Source organism: Streptomyces diversicolor (assembly GCF_057537855.1).
In genome coordinates this window covers 189,084-210,837 of the sequence record NZ_BAAJXA010000016.1, presented here as the reverse complement: position 1 = coordinate 210,837, position 21,754 = coordinate 189,084, and the positions used below count along the sequence as shown (strand labels likewise).

18 protein-coding genes are annotated in these 21,754 nt (G+C 69.7%); 10 read left to right on the top strand and 8 right to left on the bottom strand.

All coding sequences use genetic code 11. The features are described from left to right. Together AC27LF_RS20875 and AC27LF_RS20870 are read left to right on the top strand one after the other, a co-directional pair. The coding region (locus tag AC27LF_RS20875) for a hypothetical protein (RefSeq protein WP_479659234.1) at positions 1–455 on the top strand (455 nt) is incomplete at its 5' end. After that, positions 427–1,236 carry a hypothetical protein gene (locus AC27LF_RS20870; RefSeq protein WP_479659235.1) on the top strand — a complete coding sequence of 270 codons (810 nt, stop codon included), beginning with the start codon at positions 427–429 and terminating at the stop codon, positions 1,234–1,236. The genes AC27LF_RS20875 and AC27LF_RS20870, both read left to right, overlap by 29 nt. 102 nt (positions 1,237–1,338) lie before the next feature. On the opposite strand, the gene AC27LF_RS20865 is transcribed toward AC27LF_RS20870, so the two are convergent. The 4 genes from AC27LF_RS20865 to AC27LF_RS20850 form a co-directional block, all read right to left on the bottom strand. Next, positions 1,339–3,879, bottom strand: coding sequence for a S8 family peptidase (locus AC27LF_RS20865; RefSeq protein ID WP_479659236.1), 2,541 nt, complete (start codon positions 3,877–3,879; stop codon positions 1,339–1,341). A 97-nt stretch (positions 3,880–3,976) separates the two neighbouring features. After that, positions 3,977–4,963 (bottom strand): AAA family ATPase, encoded by a 987-nt coding sequence (locus AC27LF_RS20860; protein ID WP_479659237.1) that lies wholly within the window; start codon positions 4,961–4,963, stop codon positions 3,977–3,979. A 115-nt stretch (positions 4,964–5,078) separates the two neighbouring features. Continuing rightward, a complete protein-coding gene (locus AC27LF_RS20855; RefSeq protein ID WP_487227803.1) occupies positions 5,079–5,627 on the bottom strand; it encodes an SLOG family protein in 549 nt (182 codons plus the stop codon). Continuing rightward, entirely contained in the window at positions 5,614–6,258 is a 645-nt protein-coding gene (locus AC27LF_RS20850) for a hypothetical protein (protein WP_479659239.1), read from the bottom strand. Before AC27LF_RS20850 ends, AC27LF_RS20855 begins: the two co-directional genes overlap by 14 nt. A gap of 220 nt (positions 6,259–6,478) precedes the next feature. On the opposite strand from AC27LF_RS20850, the gene AC27LF_RS20845 reads away from it, so the two are divergent. Both AC27LF_RS20845 and AC27LF_RS20840 read left to right on the top strand, forming a co-directional pair. After that, the gene (locus AC27LF_RS20845) at positions 6,479–6,709 is read left to right on the top strand and encodes a hypothetical protein (protein ID WP_479659240.1); all 231 of its coding nucleotides are present in this window, start codon (positions 6,479–6,481) and stop codon (positions 6,707–6,709) included. 1,661 nt (positions 6,710–8,370) lie between these two features. Further along, positions 8,371–9,111, top strand: a complete 741-nt coding sequence (locus AC27LF_RS20840; protein ID WP_479659241.1) for a DUF4232 domain-containing protein — start codon at positions 8,371–8,373, stop codon at positions 9,109–9,111. 199 nt (positions 9,112–9,310) lie between these two features. On the opposite strand, the gene AC27LF_RS20835 is transcribed toward AC27LF_RS20840, so the two are convergent. Continuing rightward, complete coding sequence (locus tag AC27LF_RS20835) at positions 9,311–10,612, bottom strand: M6 family metalloprotease domain-containing protein (RefSeq protein ID WP_479659242.1); 1,302 nt, start codon at positions 10,610–10,612, stop codon at positions 9,311–9,313. 324 nt (positions 10,613–10,936) lie between these two features. Between AC27LF_RS20835 and AC27LF_RS20830 the strand changes: the two genes are divergently transcribed. Continuing rightward, positions 10,937–11,581: a TetR/AcrR family transcriptional regulator gene (locus AC27LF_RS20830; protein ID WP_479659243.1), complete on the top strand. Its 645-nt coding sequence runs from the start codon at positions 10,937–10,939 to the stop codon at positions 11,579–11,581. Between the two features lie 238 nt (positions 11,582–11,819). Beyond that, positions 11,820–13,346 carry an MFS transporter gene (locus tag AC27LF_RS20825; protein ID WP_479659244.1) on the top strand — a complete coding sequence of 509 codons (1,527 nt, stop codon included), beginning with the start codon at positions 11,820–11,822 and terminating at the stop codon, positions 13,344–13,346. A 130-nt stretch (positions 13,347–13,476) separates the two neighbouring features. On the opposite strand, the gene AC27LF_RS20820 is transcribed toward AC27LF_RS20825, so the two are convergent. Further along, on the bottom strand, positions 13,477–13,986 hold the full coding sequence (locus AC27LF_RS20820; RefSeq protein WP_479659245.1) for a MarR family winged helix-turn-helix transcriptional regulator: 510 nt from the start codon (positions 13,984–13,986) through the stop codon (positions 13,477–13,479). 132 nt (positions 13,987–14,118) lie between these two features. Between AC27LF_RS20820 and AC27LF_RS20815 the strand changes: the two genes are divergently transcribed. Next, positions 14,119–14,910 carry a dioxygenase family protein gene (locus AC27LF_RS20815; RefSeq protein WP_479659246.1) on the top strand — a complete coding sequence of 264 codons (792 nt, stop codon included), beginning with the start codon at positions 14,119–14,121 and terminating at the stop codon, positions 14,908–14,910. A 262-nt stretch (positions 14,911–15,172) separates the two neighbouring features. Here the strand turns inward: AC27LF_RS20815 and AC27LF_RS20810 are convergent, their stop codons facing one another. Continuing rightward, complete coding sequence (locus AC27LF_RS20810) at positions 15,173–15,691, bottom strand: GNAT family N-acetyltransferase (protein WP_479659247.1); 519 nt, start codon at positions 15,689–15,691, stop codon at positions 15,173–15,175. 226 nt (positions 15,692–15,917) lie between these two features. Here AC27LF_RS20810 and AC27LF_RS20805 point away from each other — a divergent pair, with 226 nt between their 5' ends. Together AC27LF_RS20805 and AC27LF_RS20800 are read left to right on the top strand one after the other, a co-directional pair. Beyond that, positions 15,918–16,940, top strand: coding sequence for a sigma-70 family RNA polymerase sigma factor (locus AC27LF_RS20805; RefSeq protein WP_479659248.1), 1,023 nt, complete (start codon positions 15,918–15,920; stop codon positions 16,938–16,940). Between the two features lie 483 nt (positions 16,941–17,423). Continuing rightward, a complete protein-coding gene (locus AC27LF_RS20800; protein WP_479659249.1) occupies positions 17,424–18,293 on the top strand; it encodes a TetR/AcrR family transcriptional regulator in 870 nt (289 codons plus the stop codon). 278 nt (positions 18,294–18,571) lie between these two features. Here AC27LF_RS20800 and AC27LF_RS20795 read toward each other — a convergent pair whose 3' ends face one another. Continuing rightward, positions 18,572–19,534, bottom strand: a complete 963-nt coding sequence (locus AC27LF_RS20795) for a helix-turn-helix transcriptional regulator (RefSeq protein ID WP_479659250.1) — start codon at positions 19,532–19,534, stop codon at positions 18,572–18,574. Positions 19,535–19,640: 106 nt separating this feature from the next. Here AC27LF_RS20795 and AC27LF_RS20790 point away from each other — a divergent pair, with 106 nt between their 5' ends. Beyond that, positions 19,641–21,215 carry an MFS transporter gene (locus tag AC27LF_RS20790; protein ID WP_479659251.1) on the top strand — a complete coding sequence of 525 codons (1,575 nt, stop codon included), beginning with the start codon at positions 19,641–19,643 and terminating at the stop codon, positions 21,213–21,215. Positions 21,216–21,754: the final 539 nt, after the last annotated feature.

Genomic DNA, 21,754 nt, shown 5'->3' with positions numbered 1-21,754 from the left:
AGGAGCAGTTCGAGGTCGCCCATGGCGCTTTCGACCTGAGAGGATGGCTCGTCGACCCGTATGACCCGGGAGAAACGCTCGCCCAACACGATCCGTACGCGCACGGCATGCAAGCCAACCGGCCCCTACCCGGTCGCAGGTTTCGCGATACTGCCCGGGCAACCACCGACTCAAACGGTCTTGCCCTGGTCACTCAGGACGGGACGATCGTTGCCCACGCAGAGCAGTGGTCGGACCCTGGCCACGGCAGCGACGAACGTCAATCCACCTCGCGTGGATACCGGGTTCACGTCGATCGGGCAGCGCTGCTGAGCCATCTCGCTCACACCGGCACCAACCTCATCCTGGAGGTCCAGATTGGACGGCACCGATCAGACGCCGGCGGAAGCACCTATCGTGCCCCCAGAAGCAGGATCTACCTCATCGATGCCGACGGCCGAGTCACCGCCAACTGACGCTGTCACCGACCTCGGGGAACGCATTCTCACCGAACTCGGAGAGGAGCACACCAACAACACTCTGACGCGCTGGCTTGCCCACCACACCGCCCGCCTCATCGAAGCAGCGGATCAGGCACAAGCGGCCAATGCGCCCGATGCCGACGCCCGGAGTGCCCAGGCACGAGAGGCCATCCTGCAACTCTGGCAGGCCCGCTCGAACTGGCCCAGCGGGTGGCCACCTCCTCAGGCGGCCGAGATGGCCAAAGTGCTGGACGGGCTGCCCTCTCTGGACGATGAGAAGTGGGCCCGCGCTACTGTCCCGGCGCGACTCCACGACATCCACCATCATGTCCTCGCGGCACTCGCCGACCTGGCCACGGGCGGTGCCTCCGTGGACATCGAGCAGGCATGGCTTGCCGCGTATGGCGACCACCTCAGTGAGGACGAAGCCGTAATGCTCCGGCGCGCCGCTGGAAAGCCTAGGCGCCTGGACGCATTGCTGCACTTCAACAGCCTGCACGTATTCCTAGACATGGATGCAGAAGAAGGCGATGAGCATGCCACGGATGCCGTCGTCGACGGCAGCGACGAACATCCGCTGGTCAAGCTCGCTGACGCATACCGTGACGTAGTCCTCGACTTACTGCAATCCTCCAGTGCCACTGAGACAGCCATCGATGAGCCTGTGCCCGACGATGAAAGCCGACACGGTGGCACAGCGCCCTCGCATGCCTCGCCGGCTGATGGCGCGTCTGGAGTTGCAGGGGACCGAGACCAAGGAAGTGCTTCAGCATGAGGTAATTCGCCTGTTGGTACTTCCGTCGAGGGTGTCCTACCGGTTGGTCTACGGGCTGTAAAGTGATCGTTTCACGCCAGTTATGTGGCTCTATCTGCCGACCTACCAGTCCATCTCGACCTGCACTGGTGTGCTCGTGGTGATCTCGTTGCGAGTTTCCGGTGTGGTAAGGACCGGGATATCCAGCTTATTCGCGATCGGCGTGTAGAGGTCGGTCTCGACTTCGTCGGTTGTCAGTGAGACCAGAAGGGCGTACCGCACGGGCCGACCGACGCGGTCGGTGCGGTTGTGGCTCTTCCACCAGCCACCGGAAGGATGGACGGCCAGGACACCGCAGTCGGCCAGCTCCGCCGCCGATCCGTGCCAGACATCGGTGTGGAGCGATCCCTGATTACGGCCTTGGGGACCGACCAGCCAGTTCTTGTCCCCCTCGAAGGCCTTGGCGTGAGAAGGGGTATCGCTTTCGGCCTCGGCCTGGGCGGTGATGCGTCGCTCAAAGCCGTCCACGGATTCGCCGGGTGCTCTGATCGCGAAGCGGAGCCGTTGGGAGGCGTAGCTGTACCTGCCCCGCATACCGAGGCGCCCCGGATTCGGCTCGATGAAGTACGACAGTGTCACCCGGAGAGCGACAGTGGCGGCATCCAGCTCCCGCAACTGCTCCAGTGGCCACGGCAGTTCGTGGAACTGGAGCTCTGCCAGGCGCACGCCGCCGTTGTCTCTCCGGTACGGGATCAGCTGGCTCTGCACGATGAGGGTGACGGCGTTGGCGGCGCTGGACAGCACCCGCTCTGCGCTCGGCACACCCCAGCCGTAGCGGCGGATGACCTGCTTCATCAACTCCTTCTTCGCCAGCTTGGGGCGACCGGTCTTCGTGTACAGGCCGTCACCCAGCATCGCGGGAGTCCAGCGCGCCTCGTGCACCAGCAGCCCACGTACGGCCTCCGGTGACAGGCCGGGGTAGGCGGCATGGGCGAGAGCGGCGAGGCGGGCGGCCTGGGCGGTAGCGGCGCTGGTTGCGTTCGCGGAGGAGATCTGCCGGAAGAAGTCCTTGCCGGTCGTGGTCACACTGACCACTGGATGGGCGTCCAGCAGGGTCTCGCCGGGGTCGACCAGGAGGTTGCCGCCCTCCATGACGATGTCCGGTTTGACCACGGGCGTTCCGGTCAGAGCGACCGACGTACGGCTGAAGGGTGAGAGCTGACCAGGGGCAGCGAGTGGCCGGAAATCCGCGAAGGACGGATCCTCGGGAACACCGGTGAGCTCGGTGAAGGCTCCGACAGTGAGGATGTTGTGGGCCTGAGCCGGCTCCTCGATCCGCGAGAGGTCACACATCGTCAGATGGTCCAAGCGCCCCTGCGGAGTGCGGATGTCCGGCGGCTCCAGACCCCTGATGTTGCCTGCGCTGACCACGATCAGCCGTGAGGCATTCGGATCGGGAGCCCCGATCAGCTCGATACGGTCCTCGTGGGCCACCACGTCGGTTCCGGCGGCGAGTGCGTCAAGGGCGGCGGACCACAGGGTCGGAGTCCCGTCGACCCCGTTCTTGCCGTCCCTGGACTGATCGGTGACCGCCATGGAGAACACACGGGCACGCGGCGGACCTGCGCTCAAGGCCTCGATCTCGGCCGTCGCCACCGCGTTCGCCGTCACCTCGGCGTAGGTACGCGGGTGTGCGGGGTCCCCTGTCACGCCGTCCAGGATCTTCACGGACTCCAGTCCGTGCGTCAGTGCCACGGGGTCCGCACTCTCCAGCGGTCCGGCGAGATCTCCGTAGAGGGCGAGGCCGGCCATCTCGGAGCCGTGGCCGTGCCGGTCCGCCGCGGTGTGATATGGCAGCGCGCTATGCGCCCGTCCGTGCAACGAGGCTTTCAGCAGCGGGTGTTCCTGGTTCACCCCAGTGTCCAGGACGCACACCGTGGGAGCCTCTGGCGAGGCGGCCTCGACGCGTTCGGCAAGGTTGTCCACCAGCTCGTGCTGGAGGGAGCGGTCTACGGAGTGGAGTTCCTGGGCGAAGGTCGGCCGACGGATCTCCACAGGAGTGGCGTTGGTCCCCATGAGAGCCTGCAGGTCTTCCCCGGAGGCATGCACATGGGCGACGAGTCGCTCGCCGACTGCCAGAGCGACCTCTGTCACGGACCAGTGATGCTCCGAGGCCAGCTCCCGCAACGTCGCGACGGGATCGGATTCAACGATCTGTGGGTCGAACCACAGTTCCCACCAGCGGTGCTCGTCGAGTGGCGGCAGTGGATCAGCTTCCTGCCACAGATGCTTGAAGAGGGCTCGCTGGACCTTCTCCATGTTGGCGACCAGCGGGGCTTGCTTGGGAGCGCCGCTGGCGGTGTCCTCGGTGAACTGCTTGATACGGCGTGAGAGATCCCCGACCTTCTCGTACGGGACCCAGACCAGTGCATCCTCGGGACGCTCGTCGGTGCGCGGATGGACGCTCATCAGCGTCAGCCCCGAGCTGTCGAGGGCCTCCAGCTTGAGGACGTGTCCGGCCGCGGCCTCGACACGAACCGCGAAGCCGTCCGCCCGGTACGACTCGGGGATCTCGGCACGGGCGCCCTCTGCCTCGTCGCGGGCCTGTTCCAGGCCACCGACCAGGCGGGACACGTGCCCCTGCCGGTCGGCGGACCGATCCATCGGGGCCTTCTCCCTGGCCGGCCGGGGCTGCTTGGGCCGCAAGGTGCGAGCAGGCCAGGGAACGATGAGATGCGGAGCGGTAGGGGACGAGTGCGGCTCAGGCATGGTGAAGCGCGCGCCGCTCACTCAGAGCATCCAGCAACAGGCGATCGTCGATCACGTCAGCACCCCCCAGGATGGCCTGCTTGGCAGCGGACTCGGCAGCCTTCACGAGTTCCGCATGGCTCAACCCGGCCACGCTCTTGGTTACAGAGGGCCACCGTACTGCGCTGGTGTCCATTCCCGCGAGTCTCCTGCGCATCACCTCCACCGCCTGCTCCGGCGTGGGCGCCTCGTAGGCGATCACCAGATCGAAGCGCCTGAACAGCGCCCGGTCCAGGATCTCGTGGTGGTTGGTGGCCGCCACAACGAGGCTCTCCGAGGGGGCCTCGTCCAGGAACAGCAGGAAGGAGTTGAGGATGCGCCGTGCCTCGCCCACGTCGTTGCCAGCGGCTCGCTGTGCACCCAGCGCATCGAACTCATCGAACAGGTATACGGCGCGGGTCTGCGCCACGGCGTCGAACACCAACCGCAGCTTCGACGCTGTCTCACCCATGAAACGGCTGATCAGCGCGTCCAGACGGATGGTGAACAGCGGCAGGGACAGCTCGCCGGCCAGCGCGGCCGCCGTCATACTCTTGCCGGTTCCCGGCGGACCTGAGTGCAGAATCCGATGAACGGGAGTGAACCCGAAACGCTCCAGTCGAGCACGCTGCCGCTGCTCGTGAAGTACGCGATCCAAGGTGGCCCGTAGATCAGCAGAGAGCGTCATATCGTCGAGCCGGATATCGGGATACCAGGCGGTCAACAGGCTGGACAGTTCCCCACGGGGCTGGACCACAGGCGTCGGCCCGACGGTGCTCAGGGTCTTCGCGCCCTGCTGCCGCATCGATTCGACGAGTTCTTTCAGCTCTGTTGCGAACTTGCCGTGTCCCTGGCGGGCGGACTTGGCGGCCACCTGCAGGGCGATGCTGTAGAAACGGTCGTCGTCGGCGTCGGCGTGTGCTCGCACCAGAGCTTTGAGATGTTCGGCGCTGGCAGCCATCCGCGTCACACCTCCCCGAGCAACCGGTGCGGCCCACCGTAGCCGCTGCCACTGACAACGCATCGTACGAGGATCTCGTCCCACGCACCCACTCGACGAAACCGTCCACGCCTCTCTATTCGGTCTCGATGGCATCGTTGTCGAACGGTGGGAGGGGGCGCTCGGCTGGGCGGGGTAACTCCAACTCTTGCTGTACACGCTCACGGCGCCGCTTGGGGAACTCGCTCAGGAGCAGCCACCTCCCGGCATCCGGATCCGGGCCCGGCACCAGCCACGCAGGGACGCCGCTGAGCAGGCCGCGCAGGCACATGTCGGACGTCCCGCCCGATCCAGGATCGAACTGACCGTGGAACGCAATGACCAGCGACGGCCGCCCCGTCAGCATCCGCGTGTTCCGCTCAGGCCCCGCCAGCCGCCACGTCTTGGGTCTGGCGTGACGCTCGGTCTCCCAGTCCACGGGATAACACCGATGCCGGTCCACACCCAGACCCCTTCGCCGGCACCACCGGTGCGCCGCGCGGTCGGCACCGTTCGCAGCGCCCTCGATCACGATGAGCCGATCACCGTAACGGGCTGCCAGGCGGTCCAGCACTGCGGCGACGGTTCCAGGCCAGAGCCACCTACGATCTCCGCACACAATTACACGGGGATCAGTCAATTCCATGGCGCTCATCATCCTCACAGCCGTCTTCGCTGGCCTGTGTGTTTTCGAGCCGCGTAAGTTCCCGCTCGCTGATCAATGCTGCGATCTGGCCAGAGTCGTCGGCAAAAGTGACCCGAGTGCCAGAAGCCGAGACCCTCCGTACAAGATTCGCCAAAGACAGAGGAAGCCTCGATACCGCGACTCGGTCGCTGGAATCCAACGGTGACTCCAGCCAAGCGCAACTGTGCAGCAGGAATCCCAGTGCACATTCTTGTGCCACTCCGTTCGTGGACCGGCCGCGGGCCAATGCCTCTTTGATCGCATCGCTCAGGAACTCTTCCGTGTTCTTCCCCGCCGCCTTGGCCCACGAACGGATTCGTCTCTTCACCCCAGGCGTGAACGGAATACTCATCCGGAGCATCCCGTCCGGCCCAGGAAAGAGAGTGCACAGCACGTCGATCGGCAGAGAGTCCTCAAGCCGCCGCCACACTTTCTTGATGGCCTGCTCCTGGTTCCGTGCGGAGACGAGTACGGCAATGTTCTTACCGTCCTGTGAGGATGCCATCGGCATTCCGCTGAGCCATTGTGCTGATTTCAGCTCAACCCCTCCCATGGTCCGGGTCAGGATGATTTCGATAGCGTGCAAGGGCATGGTGGGCTCCAGCTCAGTAGAGAGAGATCGGGCCGTCGGGAAGCCAGCCTTCGACATAACCGGAAACAAGGAGGCCCACACCTTCAGGAGAGACCTCTCTACTGCGGGCCTTAAGATCGTTGATCCCCCACCTGGTGTGCGATGGGGAGGATCGCTGGAATGAATCCGACTCGCCAGAGCTGATCCTCACGATGAATACGTGAGAAATAGTGTGACGGTCATGCTCCCAGCATTCAGGCTCACGAGTTTCGCGAACTCCGTAGACGGATCCGAAGCGGGGGCTGCTGATGTGAAACCGGTCGGCGAGATGTCGGGCGGCGCCGTCTCTGAAATCCATGCCTGGCGCGAGAAGTGTTTGTGGAACTGTCCAGCCGCTGCAGCAGCCGCCGCACAGCAGCAGACGGTTTTGCTCGTCCAGCAGGAGCAGGTAGACGCGACGATCGGCAACTGACCGTGAGGTGGGCATGCAGCACGACTGAACGGCTAGCTACTCAAGTAGCAACCTGGGTGCCGCCCAGTGGGTGAGTGCTTCATCAGGCCGGCCTGAAGGTGCGCCGCGAAGGGCTGCTGACGTATCACCGCCGGACTGCACAGGTGGCAGCTGATCGAGCCTTGCGCCGTCACGCACGATACGTGTCACGACCTGCGGAAACGCGCAGATGACGTTTGAGATTCAGGCTGCGGCGTTTTGGGGCTCTACAGAGCACCGGGCCTGACCTGCGGCGACGGAATTTCCCGCAGATCCCACGAAGGCGGGGGTCTGTCGGGAAATGGGCTGCGGTGGGTGGACCGCGCTCAGTTGGGATCCCGGCAGAGCTGTGGTGATGCGGTCGGTGAGGACTGCGCCACCGCAGTCAGTGTAGCGGGTGGCCTGGTGGCGGTAGGCGACTTGCGGGGGTCGGGGCGACGGCCGACTACGTGTGGTTGCCGAGGCGGATGCGTCGTCGCGGGGTGTGCGTCGCGCTGTTGCCGGCCTCGCCAGCTGGCTTTGCCGGCCTCACCAGGCTGACGTTGCCTTGTATGGCTAGGAGCTGTTCGAGATTCGAGCGGGGTGAGCCGGCCCACGCGTCCCGGCAGGCTCGGCGAGTGGTCTTCCGGATGCCCGGCGCCGGGTTCGGCCTGCCTGCGAACGCCGGCGTCCTGTGGTGCGGCATGACCGGCCGTGCGGCGCAGTGGACGGTGTCGGCCATGGCGGACATCCGCGTCGGTGGGTGGATGTGTGGAGCGTGCTGGGCCTTCCGCTTCGTCCACTGCGGCGTCCTGGTCACCTCCTGTGGCGAGCCGGCCATGGGGCACCTGATCTTCGAGCGGATCGAGCGGATCGAGCGGATCGAGTGGGCTCCGGGTTGGGGCGCCGACGTTCCGTTGCCTTCGGCGGCGTCGCACTCTTCGGCTTCCGTCCGGCCTCGGCATCGCCCTTCCGAACCGGCTCTTCAGCCCCGGACGAGCACCCGCGGCTCGCCGCCCGCGTTCACCCGGTGCAAGAGTGCACTGACTGACCGCGGTCCTCGACGGGCCGCACGCTCCTGCCGTCCGCGGACATCAACCCTCACTGCACGCACTGCCCGTTCTGCCGGATGTGCCGCGCTGTGCCGTCGGTTGTCCGCGGCGGGGTTGTGGCTGGTCGCTGCCCAGGTTCTCGGCTTCGCTCGAACAGGGGGACCCCCATCGCGGCGGAGCCCCATGCGGCGGAGCCGCGCATCGATACGGCCCCGCGCCGCCCCTTCGGGGCGCTGTCGAACCGCAACGGACTTCGCCGGGCCTGCTCAGCGGTCCGCCTCCGCCGCCCGGTCGCCGCCGGTCCCGACGCGCGCGGCACGGTTCCGGCGCGGTCGTAGTGTCCGGCGACGGACCTCAACCGGGGCATCGCCGCGGCCGACGTTGCCCGAGGTGGCGCCGGACAGGGGGCCGGGCCCGCCCCTGGGAACGGGTTCTCCGTTCCATCGTGTCCCGTTCGGGCGTTCCAGGCGGAGTGGGTTTTCCCTGGTCAGGTGGTGTTTTGGCGTTCCAGCGTTCCTAACTGGCCGTCGTGCGTGGCGGCTGGGACGGATCTCCCCGCACGCTCCAGTCATCCGAGCACCACCCAGCCGAACAGCGAAGGGGAACCGCACCATGTCCGGTATCCGTAACTCCCGTACCCGTCTCGTCGGCGCCGCCGCCACCGTCGTACTCGCCGCGCTCTCCCTGACTGCGTGCAACGACGGCACGGGCGTCCATGACGAGGGTGCCTCGACCGGCGCCTCCGCCACCGCGTCGTCCTCCGCCGACGCCTCCAAGACCGACGCCTCCAAGCCCGGGGCCCCCAAGACCGACGCGCCTGCCGACGACGACGCCTCCGGCGGGCAGCAGGCCGCCGCGGGAGGTGCCGACGGCTCGAAGCCGGCCGGGAACGACGCCGCCGCGAAGGACCCGGCCTCCGCCGGCCGGCCGGTCACCTGCGAGGGCTCGAACACCAAGACCGTCGCGGCCCCGCTCAACCGGCCCGTGAACCACATGCTGCTCACCGTCACCAACACCGGCAGCAAGCCCTGCTTCCTGTACACCTACCCGGCCGTGCGCTTCGGTGAGGCCCAGTCCGTGCCGCCGGTCATCGAGGACTCCAAGCCGCAGGCCGTCGTCACGCTCGATCCGGGTCAGTCCGGCTACGCCTCCGTGAACCTGTCCGCCGCCGACGGCAGCGGCTCCGACGGCCGCACCGAGAACTCCCTGACCGTCTACTTCCACGGCCGCTCCGGCAACGAGAGCGTCGGCGCGGGCGCCCACCCGGCCCTGCCCGCCAAGGGCGTCTACGTCGACGACTCGCTCAAGGTCACCTACTGGCAGCAGTCGATGGACGACGCCCTCATCTGGTGATCAGCGCGCGCGGGACGGTTGCCGGGCGGCGGACGAGGGTCGACATCGACCTCGTCCGCCGCCCGGGCATGGGGCCCGGTGAGAAACAGGAAGCGGGGAAGCCGGATGCGGGATGAGGGATGCGGAATGTGGGAAGCCGGATGCGGGATGTGAGAAGCCGGGTGCCGGATGCGGGATGCGTTGTAGTGCGGCTGCGGCGTCAGCCCCGATCCACCCGTACCTTGTAGTCCCCGCCCGGCTCCTCGGCCGTCACCTCGACGGTGATCTTTCGGCGGGGGTCCTTGAAGGTTTCGCCCGGGCCGAACGGGGCGTCGGAGAGTTCGGCGTGGACGTTGGGGCTGCGGGTGCAGCCGCCGCTGTCGCGGTGGGCGTCGTACACCGTGATGGGGCCGCGGCCCGTGTCGATGCTCGCGTCGACCTTGTAGATGAGGACGCCGGGATGGCACACGGCCTCGTCGTTGCCGCCGGGGGTGCGCAGTTCGAGGGCGTAGCCGGTGTGCGCGGTGAGCGGGACGAAGACGAGTTTGGGGCCGCCGGGCCGGGACATCGGGCTCAGCGTGAACTCCTTGGTGCCCTGGGTGGACGCGCAGCTGACCTGGTCGACGTCCAGCCAGCCGAGCTTCCACTTGTGCCAGCCGAGCAGGTCGTTGTTGGCGCCCCAGTCCTCGCTCATGATGTCCCAGTGGCCGACCGCGCCGCCGCCGTCCTGGGTGTAGAGGTCGGGCAGGCCGAAGACATGGCCGTTCTCGTGGGGGAGTACGCGGTAGCCGGTGCGGGCGTAGGAGCCGGAGCCGTCGTCCTGGCGGGAGTAGACGAAGGACGCGTTGGCTATCGGTACGCCGTCGGCCACGGGGGCCTCGCCGTTGCCGGCGAAGGTCACGGACAGCACGGTGTCCAGGGCGGAGGGGCCGGCGTCGGGGCTGACCAGCACGTTCAGGAGGTCGTATTTGCGGAAGTCCACGGTCGGGTCGGCGGCGGACACGATGTCCTGGACCAGTTGGCGGTAGCCCGGGTCGAAGGGGGCGCCGCGTTCTATGCCGTAGTCCTCGAACGCCTTCGGCATCCGCAGCCAGGTCGGGATGGGGGTCTCGGCGCGGTAGTCGAGATGGCCGTAGGACGCGGTGCGGAACCACTCCTGGGTCTGCGGGAAGAACTCGTGGAAGCGGTCGAGGGCGTCGCCCTCGCCGGGCGCGTCGGGGAAGTCGACCATCAAGGTCAGTGCGCGGACGGTGCCGGTGGAGCGGGCGTAGCCGCCGGCGGTGGGGACGCCCTCCGTCATCTGGACCTCGCGGGCGCCGTTGATGAGACAGGGGGCGAGGGCCGCGGTGCGGGCCAGGCCGGGGACGGAGCCGGCGCCCGCGGTGGTGGCGCCGGGTATGAGGCGTCCGGTCCCGGCGGAGGTGCTGACCGCCAGGGTCAGGGCGGTCACGGACGCGAGAGCGGCCACGCGCCGCGGGCGTATCCGACGGGCGATCGGCTGCGGCTGCGACTGCGGCTGCATGCACGGGCCTTTCGCTCCACGGCAGCCGCCGGTCTCCGGCTGCACCCTTGCGATCACCCTGAGTCGTCGGGGCGCCGGGCGCGCGCTGGAAGAGACCGAACGTGGGTTTCTCGGGCCGTATGGGTGTGATTCAGGTCACAGGAATCTTTCGGTGAGCGGGAAATAACCGGGGATCGTTTCCCCGTTTAGACCTGTGTCCGAGCGAAAACGGGGAGTCCTTCCCCGGATTCCGTGAACCAGCCCAGCAAACCGACCAGCCAGCAAACCGACCGAAGCCCAAGCACACCGAACGAGAAGCCCAGCACACCGACCGAGGAGTACGCCGTGCAGACCGCGACCGCCGTGCAGCGCAAGGCGACCAGGCCCCGCGCCGACGCCCTGCGCAACCGCGAGCGGATCGTCGGCGCCGCCCGGGAGATGTTCGTGGAACACGGCCCGGATGTGCCGTTCGACGACATCGCCCGCCGGGCCGGCGTCGGCAACGCCACGGTGTACCGCAACTTCCCCGACCGCGATTCGCTCGTGCGCGAGGTCGTCTGCTCCGTGATGGACCGTACCGCGCAGGCGGCCGAGCAGGCGCTCGCGGAGACCGGGGACGCCTTCGAGGCGCTGGAGCGTTTCGTGCACGTCGCCGCCGACGAGCGGATCAGCGCGCTGTGCCCGATGGTCTGCAGCACCTTCGACCAGAACCACCCCGATCTGAAGGCCGCGCGGGAGCGCACCGAAAACCTCATCGGGGAGGTCATGGACCGGGCCAGGGCGGCGGGCCAGCTCCGGCCGGACGTCGGCGTCGGCGATGTCATGGTCGCGGTGGCCCAGCTGTCCCGGCCGCCGGCCGGTCTGGTCTGCCTGAGCCTGGACCCCTTCGTCCACCGGCACCTTCAGCTGTTCCTGGACGGGTTGCGGGCCCCGGCCCGCTCCGCCCTGCCGGGCACGGCGGCGACCATGGAGGATCTGCGCCAGACCTGACGCTCAGTTCCGGGCCGTGGACCGGCCTTCTCGCAGCACGTCAGTCATGTCCGTCTCCGCGTACCACGACCGCTTCCGCGTCGGGCACGTTCGCTCTCCGCGCCGGTCACGGCGTCGCACACCACATCCGGCCGTCAGCGGCGACGCGCCGTCCGTTCTCGATCACTGTTCCGTCACGACGTCCCGGCCTTCCCTTGTGAAGGTCAACAAGTCCCGAAGTCCCGAAATGGGTACCCCCATGTCTGAAACAGCCTCAAAGGCCCCCGGCGTCCCCGACGCCAACCGCTGGAAAGCGCTCGTCTTCATCGCGCTCGCCCAGCTGATGGTGGTCCTCGACGCCACCATCGTGAACATCGCCCTGCCCTCCGCCCAGCAGGACCTGGGCATCTCCGACGGCAACCGGCAGTGGGTCGTCACGGCCTACGCCCTCGCCTTCGGCGGTCTGCTCCTGTTCGGCGGCCGGGTCGCCGACCTGTGGGGCCGCAAGCGCGCCTTCGTGATCGGTCTGGTCGGTTTCGCCGCGGCCTCCGCGCTCGGCGGCGCGGCGACCACCGGCGCGATGATGTTCGGCGCCCGTGCCCTCCAGGGTGTCTTCGGCGCCCTGCTCGCGCCCGCCGCGCTGTCCCTGCTCGCCGTGACGTTCACGGACGCCCGGGAGCGCGCCAAGGCGTTCGGCATCTACGGTGCGATCGCCGGTGGCGGCGGCGCCGTCGGCTTCATCCTCGGCGGCGTGCTCACCGAGTACCTGGACTGGCGCTGGACGTTCTTCGTCAACATCCCGTTCGCGGTCATCGCCGCGGCCGGCGCCTACTTCGTCATCCGTGAGCCGGAGGGCGGCCGCAACCGCTCCTCGCTCGACATCCCCGGTGTCATCCTGTCCACCCTGGGCCTGGTCTCGCTGGTCTACGGCTTCACCCGCGCCGAGTCCGACGGCTGGGGCGACTCGATGACGATCGGACTGTTCGTCGCGTCGGCGGTGCTGCTGCTGGCCTTCGTGGTCACCGAGGCCCGGGTCAAGGCGCCGCTGCTGCCGCTGCGCGTGATCACCGACCGCAACCGCGGCGGCGTCTACCTCTCGCTGGGTCTCGCGATCATCGCGATGTTCGGCACCTTCCTGTTCCTCACCTACTACCTCCAGGTCGTCAAGGGCTACTCGCCGATCCAGAGCGGCTTCGCCTTCCTGCCGATGGTCGCGGGGATGATCACCGGTTCGACGCAGATCGGTACCCGCCTGATGACGCGGGTCGCGCCCCGGCTGCTGATGGGTCCTGGCTTCCTGGTCGCCGCGGCGGGCATGTTCCTGCTGGCCCAGCTGGAGATCGGCTCCACCTACGCCTCGACGGTGCTGCCCGCGATGGTGCTGCTCGGCCTCGGCATGGGCACGGCGTTCATGCCCGCCATGTCGCTGGCCACGCAGGGCGTCCAGCCGCGGGACGCGGGTGTCGCCTCCGCGATGGTCAACACCTCGCAGCAGGTGGGCGGCGCGATCGGTACGGCCCTGCTGAACACGATCGCCGCCTCCGCGACGACCTCGTACATCAAGGACCACATCGCGACCGCGGCCACCGGGCAGCAGCGGCAGCTGGTCCAGCTCCAGGGCATGGTGGAGGGCTACACCAACGCCATCTGGTTCGCCGTCGGCATCCTGGTGGTCGCCGCGGCCATCGCCCTGACCCTCGTCAACGCCGGCCGTCCCGGCGGCGGCGCGGCGGCCACGGGCGAGGGCGTCGAGGACGACGTGGCGGTGCCGGTGGTCGCCCACTGAACCGCCCGGGTACCCGCTCGGCCTGCGTCGTGCGGGCGCGGAAGGGGACGCCGCGCGCGTACGACGTCCGGGACCTGCCCGGTGCTCCGGGTGAGGTCCGGGGCCTGCCCCGGCTCCCTGCGGGAGCGGCTCAGCGGAGCCAGGGCAGGTCCGCACCCGCTTCGTTCGGCTGAAGGCCCTCGGCGACGATCTCCATGATCTCGCCGAGGGCCTTCTGCTGCTCGGGGGTCAGCCGCTCGAACAGCGCCTGGCGCACGGCCGCCACATGGCCGGGCGCGGTGCGCCGCAGCACCTCGCGGCCGTCCTCGGTCAGCACCGCGAACTGGCCGCGCTTGTCGGCGGGGCAGTCCTCGCGGCGCACCCAGCCGTTCTTCTCCAGGCGGGCGACGGCGTGCGAGAGGCGGGAGCGGGTGATCTTCGCCTTCATGGCCAGCTCGGTCATGCGCAGCCGGCGGCGCGGGGCCTCGGCGAGCTGGACGAGCAGTCCGTAGTAGATGTGCGGCATGCCCGCGTCACGCTGCAACTGGCGGTCGAGGTGGTCCTCCAGCAGGGTGGTGGCGTTCAGGTACGAGCGCCACACGCGCTGTTCCTCGTCGGTGAGCCAGCGGTGCTGCGGGGTGGAGCCGGGTGCCGTGTCCATGAGGTCCACTGTACGAGGCATCTCCTTGAAACTTGAACAAGTCGGGCGTACGGTCTCGGGTGAGAGCTTGAGGTTTAAAGCAACTGGACGCGGGGCGCCCTGCCGCCCGGTCCACCGGAGGGAGCCGCCGTCATGTCCGCCGCCGCGCAGGAACGCATGCCCGCCCTCTATCTGAGCCACGGCGCGCCGCCGCTCGCCGACGACCCCGTCTGGCCCGGCCAGCTCGCCGCCTGGTCCGCCGCCCTGCCGCGGCCCAAGGCCATCCTCATGGTCTCCGCCCACTGGGAGGAGGCGCCGCTCGCCCTCGGCGCCGTCCGGACCGTCCCCCTCGTCTACGACTTCTGGGGCTTCCCCGAGCACTACTACCAGGTCACCTACGCGGCGCCCGGAGCCCCGGAGCTGGCCGAATCCGTGCGCAAACTGCTGCGCGCACCCGGCACCCCGGTCCAGGACATCCCGGACCGCGGCCTCGATCACGGCGCGTACGTCCCCCTCGTCGAGATGTTCCCCGCGGCCGACATCCCCGTCCTGCAGATTTCCATGCCGACCCTCGACCCGGTGCGCCTGATGGAGATCGGCCGCAGGCTGGCGCCGCTGCGCGACGAGGGCGTGCTGATCGTCGGCTCCGGCTTCTTCACCCACAACCTGGCCGCGCTGCGCCATACCGGCGGCGGGGTGCCCGCCTGGTCCTCCGAGTTCGACGACTGGGGCCGCCGGGCCCTCGAAGCCCGCGACTGGGACGCCCTGCTCGACTTCCTCGACAAGGCACCGGCCGGCCGCTACGCGCATCCGCGCACCGAGCACTTCGCTCCGCTGTTCGTGACCATGGGCGCGGCGGACGACGGCGCGGGCCCGGCCGTACCCAAGTCGGTGATCGACGGCTTCTGGCTGGGAATGGCGAAGCGCTCGGTCCAGTTCGGCTGAGCGCGGTGGCGGGCCTTGACGGAGGGGGCGCGGCTGAGGGTGGTGCGGTGGTTGGTGCGGTTCCGGTGACTGGTGTGGTCGTGGGGGTCCCCGGGGACTGTTCTTCGGCGTGTGCGGGGTGCGTCCCGGTGGTGGTCGGGGACGTGGCCCGCCGCTGGTGCGTGGCGAGGCGCCGGTCGGCGGTGCTGGGCCGGTGTGGCCAAGCAGGTCCGGTGACGTCCCTTGCGGTTCGACAGCTTGGGTGCCGGGCGGCGCTCGGCGGTCAGAGTTCCTTTTCGTACCAGGAGACGTCCCAGTAGCGGCCGAACTTGCGGCCCACTTCGCGGTACGTGCCGACGTACCGGAAGCCGAAGCGTTCGTGCAGCCGCGTGGACGCCGTGTTCGGCTGGGCGATGCCCGCGTAGGCGCGGTGCAGGTCCTGCCCGGCCAGGGCCTCGAAGAGCGCCTTGTAGAGCAGCGTGCCGATGCCGCGGCGGCCGGCGCGCGGGGCGACGTACACCGTGGTCTCCACCGAGGTGCCGTACGCGGGCTTCGCACGGTAAGGGCTCGATGTGGCGTAGCCCAGAATTTCCTGAGAGTCCGCGGCCACGGCAACCATCAGACGGTACGGACCGTCTTCCGGATGGGAGAGCAGCCAAGGACGACGCTCTTCCGCGGTGAAGATCGCGGTGTCGAATGTGATCGGGGTCTCGCGTACGTAGTGGTTGTAGAGGTCCGTGAGCGCTTCGAGATCGCCCTCGGCCCCCGCCCTGACCTGCACATCCGTACGCTCCGACGGCATCGCTCCTCCTCGTGTGGCGGCACAGGGTACTGCATGATCAGAAAAACTGGGGGGCGGGTTGGGAATTCTGTCCGGATTCCAGTCGTTGTTTCCTTCGAATGCAGGGCACTCAACGAGAGTCCGAGGAGTTCTCTGAGTGCTGAGCGTTCAGCAGGACCACCCGCCGGCCCTCTCCCGGCCCCGGCTGCGGCCGGACCGGGGGACCCCGATTCGAAAGGGAGCACGCATGGCAACCCGTGCCGTCGCCCGTCGTCAGTCCGCCCCTGGGGGTGCCTCCCAGACCTCTGGGGCAGAGACGGCCAACTCGGCAAGCAGCGTCCGCGTCCGTGGCGGCGAGATCGCCGACCGCGACCTCGTCGGCATGTACCTCGACGAGATCGCGCGTACGCCGCTGCTCGACGCCGCCAAGGAAGTCGAGCTGTCCCAGACCATAGAGGCGGGTGTGTTCGCGCGGCAGGTCCTCGACGGCGAGGAGGAGTCCCGCACGGACGCCACCCGCGAGGAGCTTCAGGCCCTGGTCGACGCGGGGGAGCGGGCCAAGGACGTCTTCATCCGGTCCAACCTCCGCCTGGTCGTGGCCGTCGCCCGGCGCTACCCGCGCAGCGGCCTGCCGCTGCTGGACCTGATCCAGGAGGGCAACGCCGGCCTGGTGCGCGCGGTCGAGAAGTTCGACTACCGCAAGGGCTTCAAGTTCTCCACGTACGCGACATGGTGGATCCGCCAGGCGATCACCCGCTCCATCGCGGACCAGTCCCGCACCATCCGCCTGCCCGTCCACCTGGTCGAGGAACTGGGCCGCATCCGACGGGTGCAGCGCGAGTTCAACCGGGAGAACGGCCGCGACCCCGAGCCCGCGGAGATCGCCACCGAGCTGGGTTCCACGGCGGAGCGCGTCACCGACGTGCTCGACTGGGCCCGCGACCCGGTCTCCCTGAACATGTCGGTGGACGACGAGGGCGAGACCCAGTTCGGCGATCTGCTGGAGGACACCTCGGCGGTCTCGCCCGAGCAGTCCGTGCTCACGCTGCTGCGCAGCGAGGGTCTGGACGAGCTGATCGGCCGCCTCGACGAGCGCACGGCCTCCATCATCAAGATGCGCTACGGCATCGAGGACGGCCGGGAGCGTACGCTGACCGAGGTCGGCAAGGAGCACGGCCTGACGCGTGAGCGCATCCGCCAGATCGAGAAGCACGCGCTGCTGGAGCTGAAGAAGCTGGCCCGCCAGACCGGTTTCGACGCGGCCGCGTGAGCGGCGGGAGCCGGATGTGCGGGGCGCGCGGCTCCTTCGCCGCAGGCGCCGTGCGACCGTCGCCTCCCGCGTGCGCCGGGTGGCGGAAGACCGCGCAAACATGGCTGTGTACCGTCGCTTCAACTCCCCGGGCCCCGGGAACAAACTCTCCGGGCCCAGGAGTTGGGGATCGGGGGCCCGGACCCGCGGCCCGTGGCCGCCCATGGTCCCTTGAACCACGTCCCGACGCACTCCCCCCGGCGCCGGGACCTTCCCAGAGCCGGGCTTCGGCGCCTATCCCCCCCGGGCGCCGAAGCCCGGTTTCTTCTTGCCTTCTCCTTGCCCCCGTCACCCGCGCCGCCCGCCGGCCGTCGCGGCGTTCCAGCCGTTCCAGTCGTTCCAGTCGTTCCTGCGGCTGAGGCGTGCCGGTGGGGCACCCCGTACCTGAACCACGGGGTGGCCCACCGAATGGCAGATTCTGCCACAGGGGCATAGCCTGCCGACGTGAGCATGGCGAGTCCCCTCGACCCCGGTTCCGACCAGGCGCTTTCCGGGCTGCCGGGAGCTGTCTCCGGCTCGTTGACCGAGCGGCGCAAGGCGGAGACCCGCAGGGAGATCGCCCGCGCGGCGGCCCGGCTCTTCGCCGGCCAGGGCCTGCGGGCCACCCGCGCCGAGGACATCGCCCAGGCCGCCGGCATCGCCCCGCGCACCTTCTACCGGTACTTCGCCACCAAGGAGGAGGCCGTCGCCCCGCTCTACGCGGCGGGCGCCCAGCGCTGGGCGGAAGCCGTCCGCACCGCTCCGGCCGACCTCCCGCTGCCCGCGGCCCTGGAACACGCCACCCGCTACGTCCTGACTCCCGGCAGCGGGGTCTCCGCCGCCTCCTGGGAATGGGTCCGCACCCTTGTGCGCCTCACCCACACCAGCCCCGCGCTGCGCCGGGTGTGGGCCGAGGTGTGCCAGACGGCGGAGCGGACACTGGCGGACGTCCTCGCGTCCCGCCTGCGCCCACCGACCACCACCGCGGGCCCTGACGACCCGGACGCCGAACCCGCTTCCGGATCCGGTGGCCCGGACGCCGGTCTCGCCTCTGGCCCCGATGGACCCGATGGCGAACTCCCCTCCGGAGTCGATGCCCCCGGAACCGCTTCCGGAGCCGACGTCTCCGGACCCGAGGTCGGACCCGATGTCTCCGTTGGCGCCGTGGTCTGCGCGGAACTGCGGTTCGGCGCGGCGGTGGCGAGCGCGGCGGTGCGGGTGGCCGTCGAGTCATGGGCCGCTGGCTCGGCGGCGGCCACGGGCGAGGAGGGCCCCGCGGCACTCGCCCTGCGCAACCTGGCCGCACTGCACGGCTTCCCGTGGCCGAGCACCTGAGCCAGGCGCGCGGCAGCGCGGGCCGGGTGTCCGGCCGGGTGCCCGCGGGGCCCGTCGGCTGCCTGGTCGCGGTGACTGCGGTGACCCAGGTGGGGCGGTCGGCGGCCCGGCCAGGGAGACCGTCGTCATCACGTAGGTCGGTCGGGTTCTGGCTGGGGTGAACGCGGTGAACCCGGTGCCCAGGCGGGCCGGTCGGCCGGTCGCCTGGGTGACAGCGGGGTGCCGTCGGCGGTCTGAACCGGCCCCGCGCTGCCGGGAGTTGTGGGGTCGTCTTGCGGTCAGCCCGCGGCGTGTGTGAGGCGGGCTGCCAGCTTTCGTACGCACTCGATGAGGTGCGGCGGCTCCCGGACGGTGAACTCGTGGCCGACGAGGGCCAGCCGCAGCGCGAGCCAGTCCACGGGCTCGCCACTGGTGCCACGTACCACACAGCCCCCTCCGTCGGCCGGCTCCGGCGTGCCGAGCCAGGCGGGCAGGCGCGGGGCGACGACGTCCGCCGGCGCGGCGAAGGCCACCACGAACCCGTACGTCTCCTGCCGCCGGTGGATCGACCGCCGCAGATACTCCGCCGCACCGCCCGTCGGCAGCTCCCGCGGAGCGAACCGCGTCCCGGTCGCGAACGGCTCGCCGACCCGGTCGACCCGGAACGTGCGCCAGTCGTCCCGGTCGAGGTCGTAGGCGACGAGGTACCACCGCCGCCCGGTCGACACCAGCCGGTACGGCTCCGTCAGCCGCCGCGACTGCGACCCGTCCCCGGCCCGGTAGGCGAACCGCAGCCGCTCACGCCCGGCCACCGCCGACGCCATCACGGTCAGCGTCTCCGGCGCGATGCTCGCCCCGTCCCCGCTGGTCAGCGGGGTCGTCGCGGCCTGGAGGGTGGAGACCCGGTGGCGCAGCCGGGACGGCAGCACCTGTTCCAGCTTGGCCAGCGCCCGCACCGACGCCTCGTCCACGCCCGCCACCGCGTGCCCGGCCCCGGCCCGCAGCCCGACCGCGATCGCCACCGCCTCCTCGTCGTCGAGCACCAGCGGCGGCATCGCCTTGCCCGCCACCAGCCGGTACCCGCCGTCCGCGCCCATGGTCGCCTGCACCGGATAGCCCAGCTCCCGCAGCCGGTCGATGTCCCGGCGGACCGTACGACGGGACACCCCCAGCCGCTCGGCCAGCTCGGCGCCGGGCCACTCGCGGGGCGTCTGGAGAAGGGAGAGCAACTGAAGGAGCCGGGCCGGGGTGTCCGTCGTCATGAGTCCTCCGCGGTCGTGAGCGCCGTCGGTGCGCCGCCGTCATGTCCGCGAGCATGCCGCAGAACTAGGACACGATCCGACCTACTAGGCTTCTAGCTTCCTCCGCATGACCTCCACCGAGACCCATCCCGCACCAAGCACGGCACCAAGCACGGCACCGACCGCGGCACCGACCGCGGCACCCACCGCAGAACCAGCCCCCGCACCCGGCCCCGCTCGGCCCGCCGCGGGCGACCGCCGCCGCTGGTACGCGCTGGCGATCGTGATGACCGCGGCCTTCATGGACCTGGTCGACGTCACGATCGTCAACATCGCGATCCCGTCCATCCAGCGGGACGCCGGCGCATCCTTCAGCCAGATCCAGTGGATAACCGCCGGTTACGCCCTCGCCTTCGCGGCCGGTCTGATCACCGGCGGACGCCTCGGTGACATCCACGGCCGCAGGCGGCTCTTCCTCGTCGGCATCGGCGGCTTCACGCTCGCGTCCGCGCTGTGCGGCTTCGCCGTCGACCCGGAGATGCTGGTCGCCTCCCGCATCCTGCAAGGAGCGATGGCGGCGCTGATGGTGCCGCAGGTCCTGTCGATCGTGCACGCCACCTTCCCGGCGCACGAACGCGGCAAGGTCTTCGGGCTCTTCGGCGCGATCGTCGGGCTCGGCGCCGTGTCAGGACCGCTGCTCGGCGCGCTGCTGACCGAGTGGAACCTGTTCGGTCTTGAGTGGCGGCCCATCTTCCTGATCAACCTGCCGGTGGGCGTCGTGGCCTTCCTGCTGGGGCGGCGGTTCATCACGGAGTCACGCGCCCCGCGGGCCCTCAGACTGGACCTGGTCGGCGTCGCGCTGGTCACACTGGGCCTGCTGATGCTGCTCTACCCGCTCACCCGGGGGCGCGAGCTGGGCTGGCCGCTGTGGGGTCATGCGTCGATGGCCGGCGCGCTCGTCGTCTTCGCGGTGCTGGTGGCCTACGAACGACGCAAGGGCGCCCGGGACGGCTCGCCGCTGGTCGAACTGTCGCTGTTCCGGGTGAAGAGCTTCGCGGCGGGCATCGCGGTGCAGACGGTGTTCGGGATCGCGCTCGGTGTCTTCTTCCTGGTGTGGACGCTGTACATGCAGACGGGCCTCGGCTGGAGTCCGCTGCGGGCCGGGCTGACCGGCGTGCCCTTCTCGATCGCCGTCTCCACCGCGGCCGGCCTCTCGGTGCAGAAGCTGGTGCCGCGCTTCGGCCGCGGGGTGCTTCAGGCGGGCGCGCTGGTGATGGGGCTCGGCGTGCTGCTCTATCTCGCGGAGTCGCAGCGGTACGGGCTTGGCATCGCCCCCTGGCAGATGGCGCTGCCGCTGGTGGTCATGGGCGCCGGCATGGGGCTGATCGTCGCCCCGCTGACGGACGCCGTCCTGTCCGAGGTGCCGCGCGAGCACGCCGGTTCGGCGTCCGGTCTGATCAACACCGTCCAGCAGATGGGCAACGCGCTCGGCCTCGGGCTGGTGTCGGTGGTGTTCTTCGGGGTGATCGACGACGGGCTGCCCCCCGCCCGGGTGGGCCCGGCCTTCGTGAACGCCTTCCAGCACGCGCTGGGCTGGGTGGCCGCGGTCCTGGGCGTCATCTTCCTCCTGATGTTCGCCCTGCCACGCCGTCCCGCGCACCACCCGGAGGGACCCGAGCAGGAGCCGACCCGGGCCCACTGAACGCGCGGCGCGCGCCGGGTCTGGGGCCTGTGCCACGTCCGGTGCGGCGGCCGGGTCCGGTGTGCCTGGGGAGTCTGGGGCGTGCGCCGAGCCCCGCGCGGCCCGCCGGGACGGGGCGATCCGGTGAACACCGCCCACGAGCGTCCCTCCCGAACAGGCCCCGGCGCCACGAGGCCCCGGGGCCTCCCCGCGCCAGAGACGCCGCCAAGGCCCCCGCCCGTCCACACGCCCGGCGCTCGACCACCACCTCCGCGCCAGGCACCACGCCCGGCGCTCGACCACCACCTCCGCGCCAGGCACCACGCCCGGCGCTCGACCACCACCTCCGGGCCAGGCACCACGCCCGGCGCGTGCGCCGGGTCGGGTGCGTGCGCGGGGCCCGGGCCTGCGCCTCTGGGGCGCGCGCCGGGCCCGGGGCCTGTGCCGGTGCAGACCCTGTCGGGCCCGTGGAAGTCCGGTTGTGTCTGGTTGGTGTCTGGGGCTGTTTACTTTCCGGAAATTCGGGCGTAGCCTCCAGGAGAAACCACACGTTCGGGCAT

What these genes read in the sequence shown, in the direction of transcription:
- AC27LF_RS20835 (WP_479659242.1), bottom strand. Translation starts at nt 10,612, where the DNA reads ATGCAGCCGCAGTCGCAGCCGCAGCCGATCGCCCGTCGGATACGCCCG.
- AC27LF_RS20810 (WP_479659247.1), bottom strand. Translation starts at nt 15,691, where the DNA reads ATGCCGTCGGAGCGTACGGATGTGCAGGTCAGGGCGGGGGCCGAGGGC.
- AC27LF_RS20870 (WP_479659235.1), top strand. Translation starts at nt 427, where the DNA reads ATGCCGACGGCCGAGTCACCGCCAACTGACGCTGTCACCGACCTCGGG.
- AC27LF_RS20820 (WP_479659245.1), bottom strand. Translation starts at nt 13,986, where the DNA reads ATGGACACGGCACCCGGCTCCACCCCGCAGCACCGCTGGCTCACCGAC.
- AC27LF_RS20790 (WP_479659251.1), top strand. Translation starts at nt 19,641, where the DNA reads ATGACCTCCACCGAGACCCATCCCGCACCAAGCACGGCACCAAGCACG.
- AC27LF_RS20845 (WP_479659240.1), top strand. Translation starts at nt 6,479, where the DNA reads ATGCTCCCAGCATTCAGGCTCACGAGTTTCGCGAACTCCGTAGACGGA.
- AC27LF_RS20840 (WP_479659241.1), top strand. Translation starts at nt 8,371, where the DNA reads ATGTCCGGTATCCGTAACTCCCGTACCCGTCTCGTCGGCGCCGCCGCC.
- AC27LF_RS20865 (WP_479659236.1), bottom strand. Translation starts at nt 3,879, where the DNA reads ATGGATCGGTCCGCCGACCGGCAGGGGCACGTGTCCCGCCTGGTCGGT.
- AC27LF_RS20795 (WP_479659250.1), bottom strand. Translation starts at nt 19,534, where the DNA reads ATGACGACGGACACCCCGGCCCGGCTCCTTCAGTTGCTCTCCCTTCTC.
- AC27LF_RS20855 (WP_487227803.1), bottom strand. Translation starts at nt 5,627, where the DNA reads ATGGAATTGACTGATCCCCGTGTAATTGTGTGCGGAGATCGTAGGTGG.
- AC27LF_RS20850 (WP_479659239.1), bottom strand. Translation starts at nt 6,258, where the DNA reads ATGCCCTTGCACGCTATCGAAATCATCCTGACCCGGACCATGGGAGGG.
- AC27LF_RS20815 (WP_479659246.1), top strand. Translation starts at nt 14,119, where the DNA reads ATGTCCGCCGCCGCGCAGGAACGCATGCCCGCCCTCTATCTGAGCCAC.
- AC27LF_RS20805 (WP_479659248.1), top strand. Translation starts at nt 15,918, where the DNA reads ATGGCAACCCGTGCCGTCGCCCGTCGTCAGTCCGCCCCTGGGGGTGCC.
- AC27LF_RS20825 (WP_479659244.1), top strand. Translation starts at nt 11,820, where the DNA reads ATGTCTGAAACAGCCTCAAAGGCCCCCGGCGTCCCCGACGCCAACCGC.
- AC27LF_RS20860 (WP_479659237.1), bottom strand. Translation starts at nt 4,963, where the DNA reads ATGGCTGCCAGCGCCGAACATCTCAAAGCTCTGGTGCGAGCACACGCC.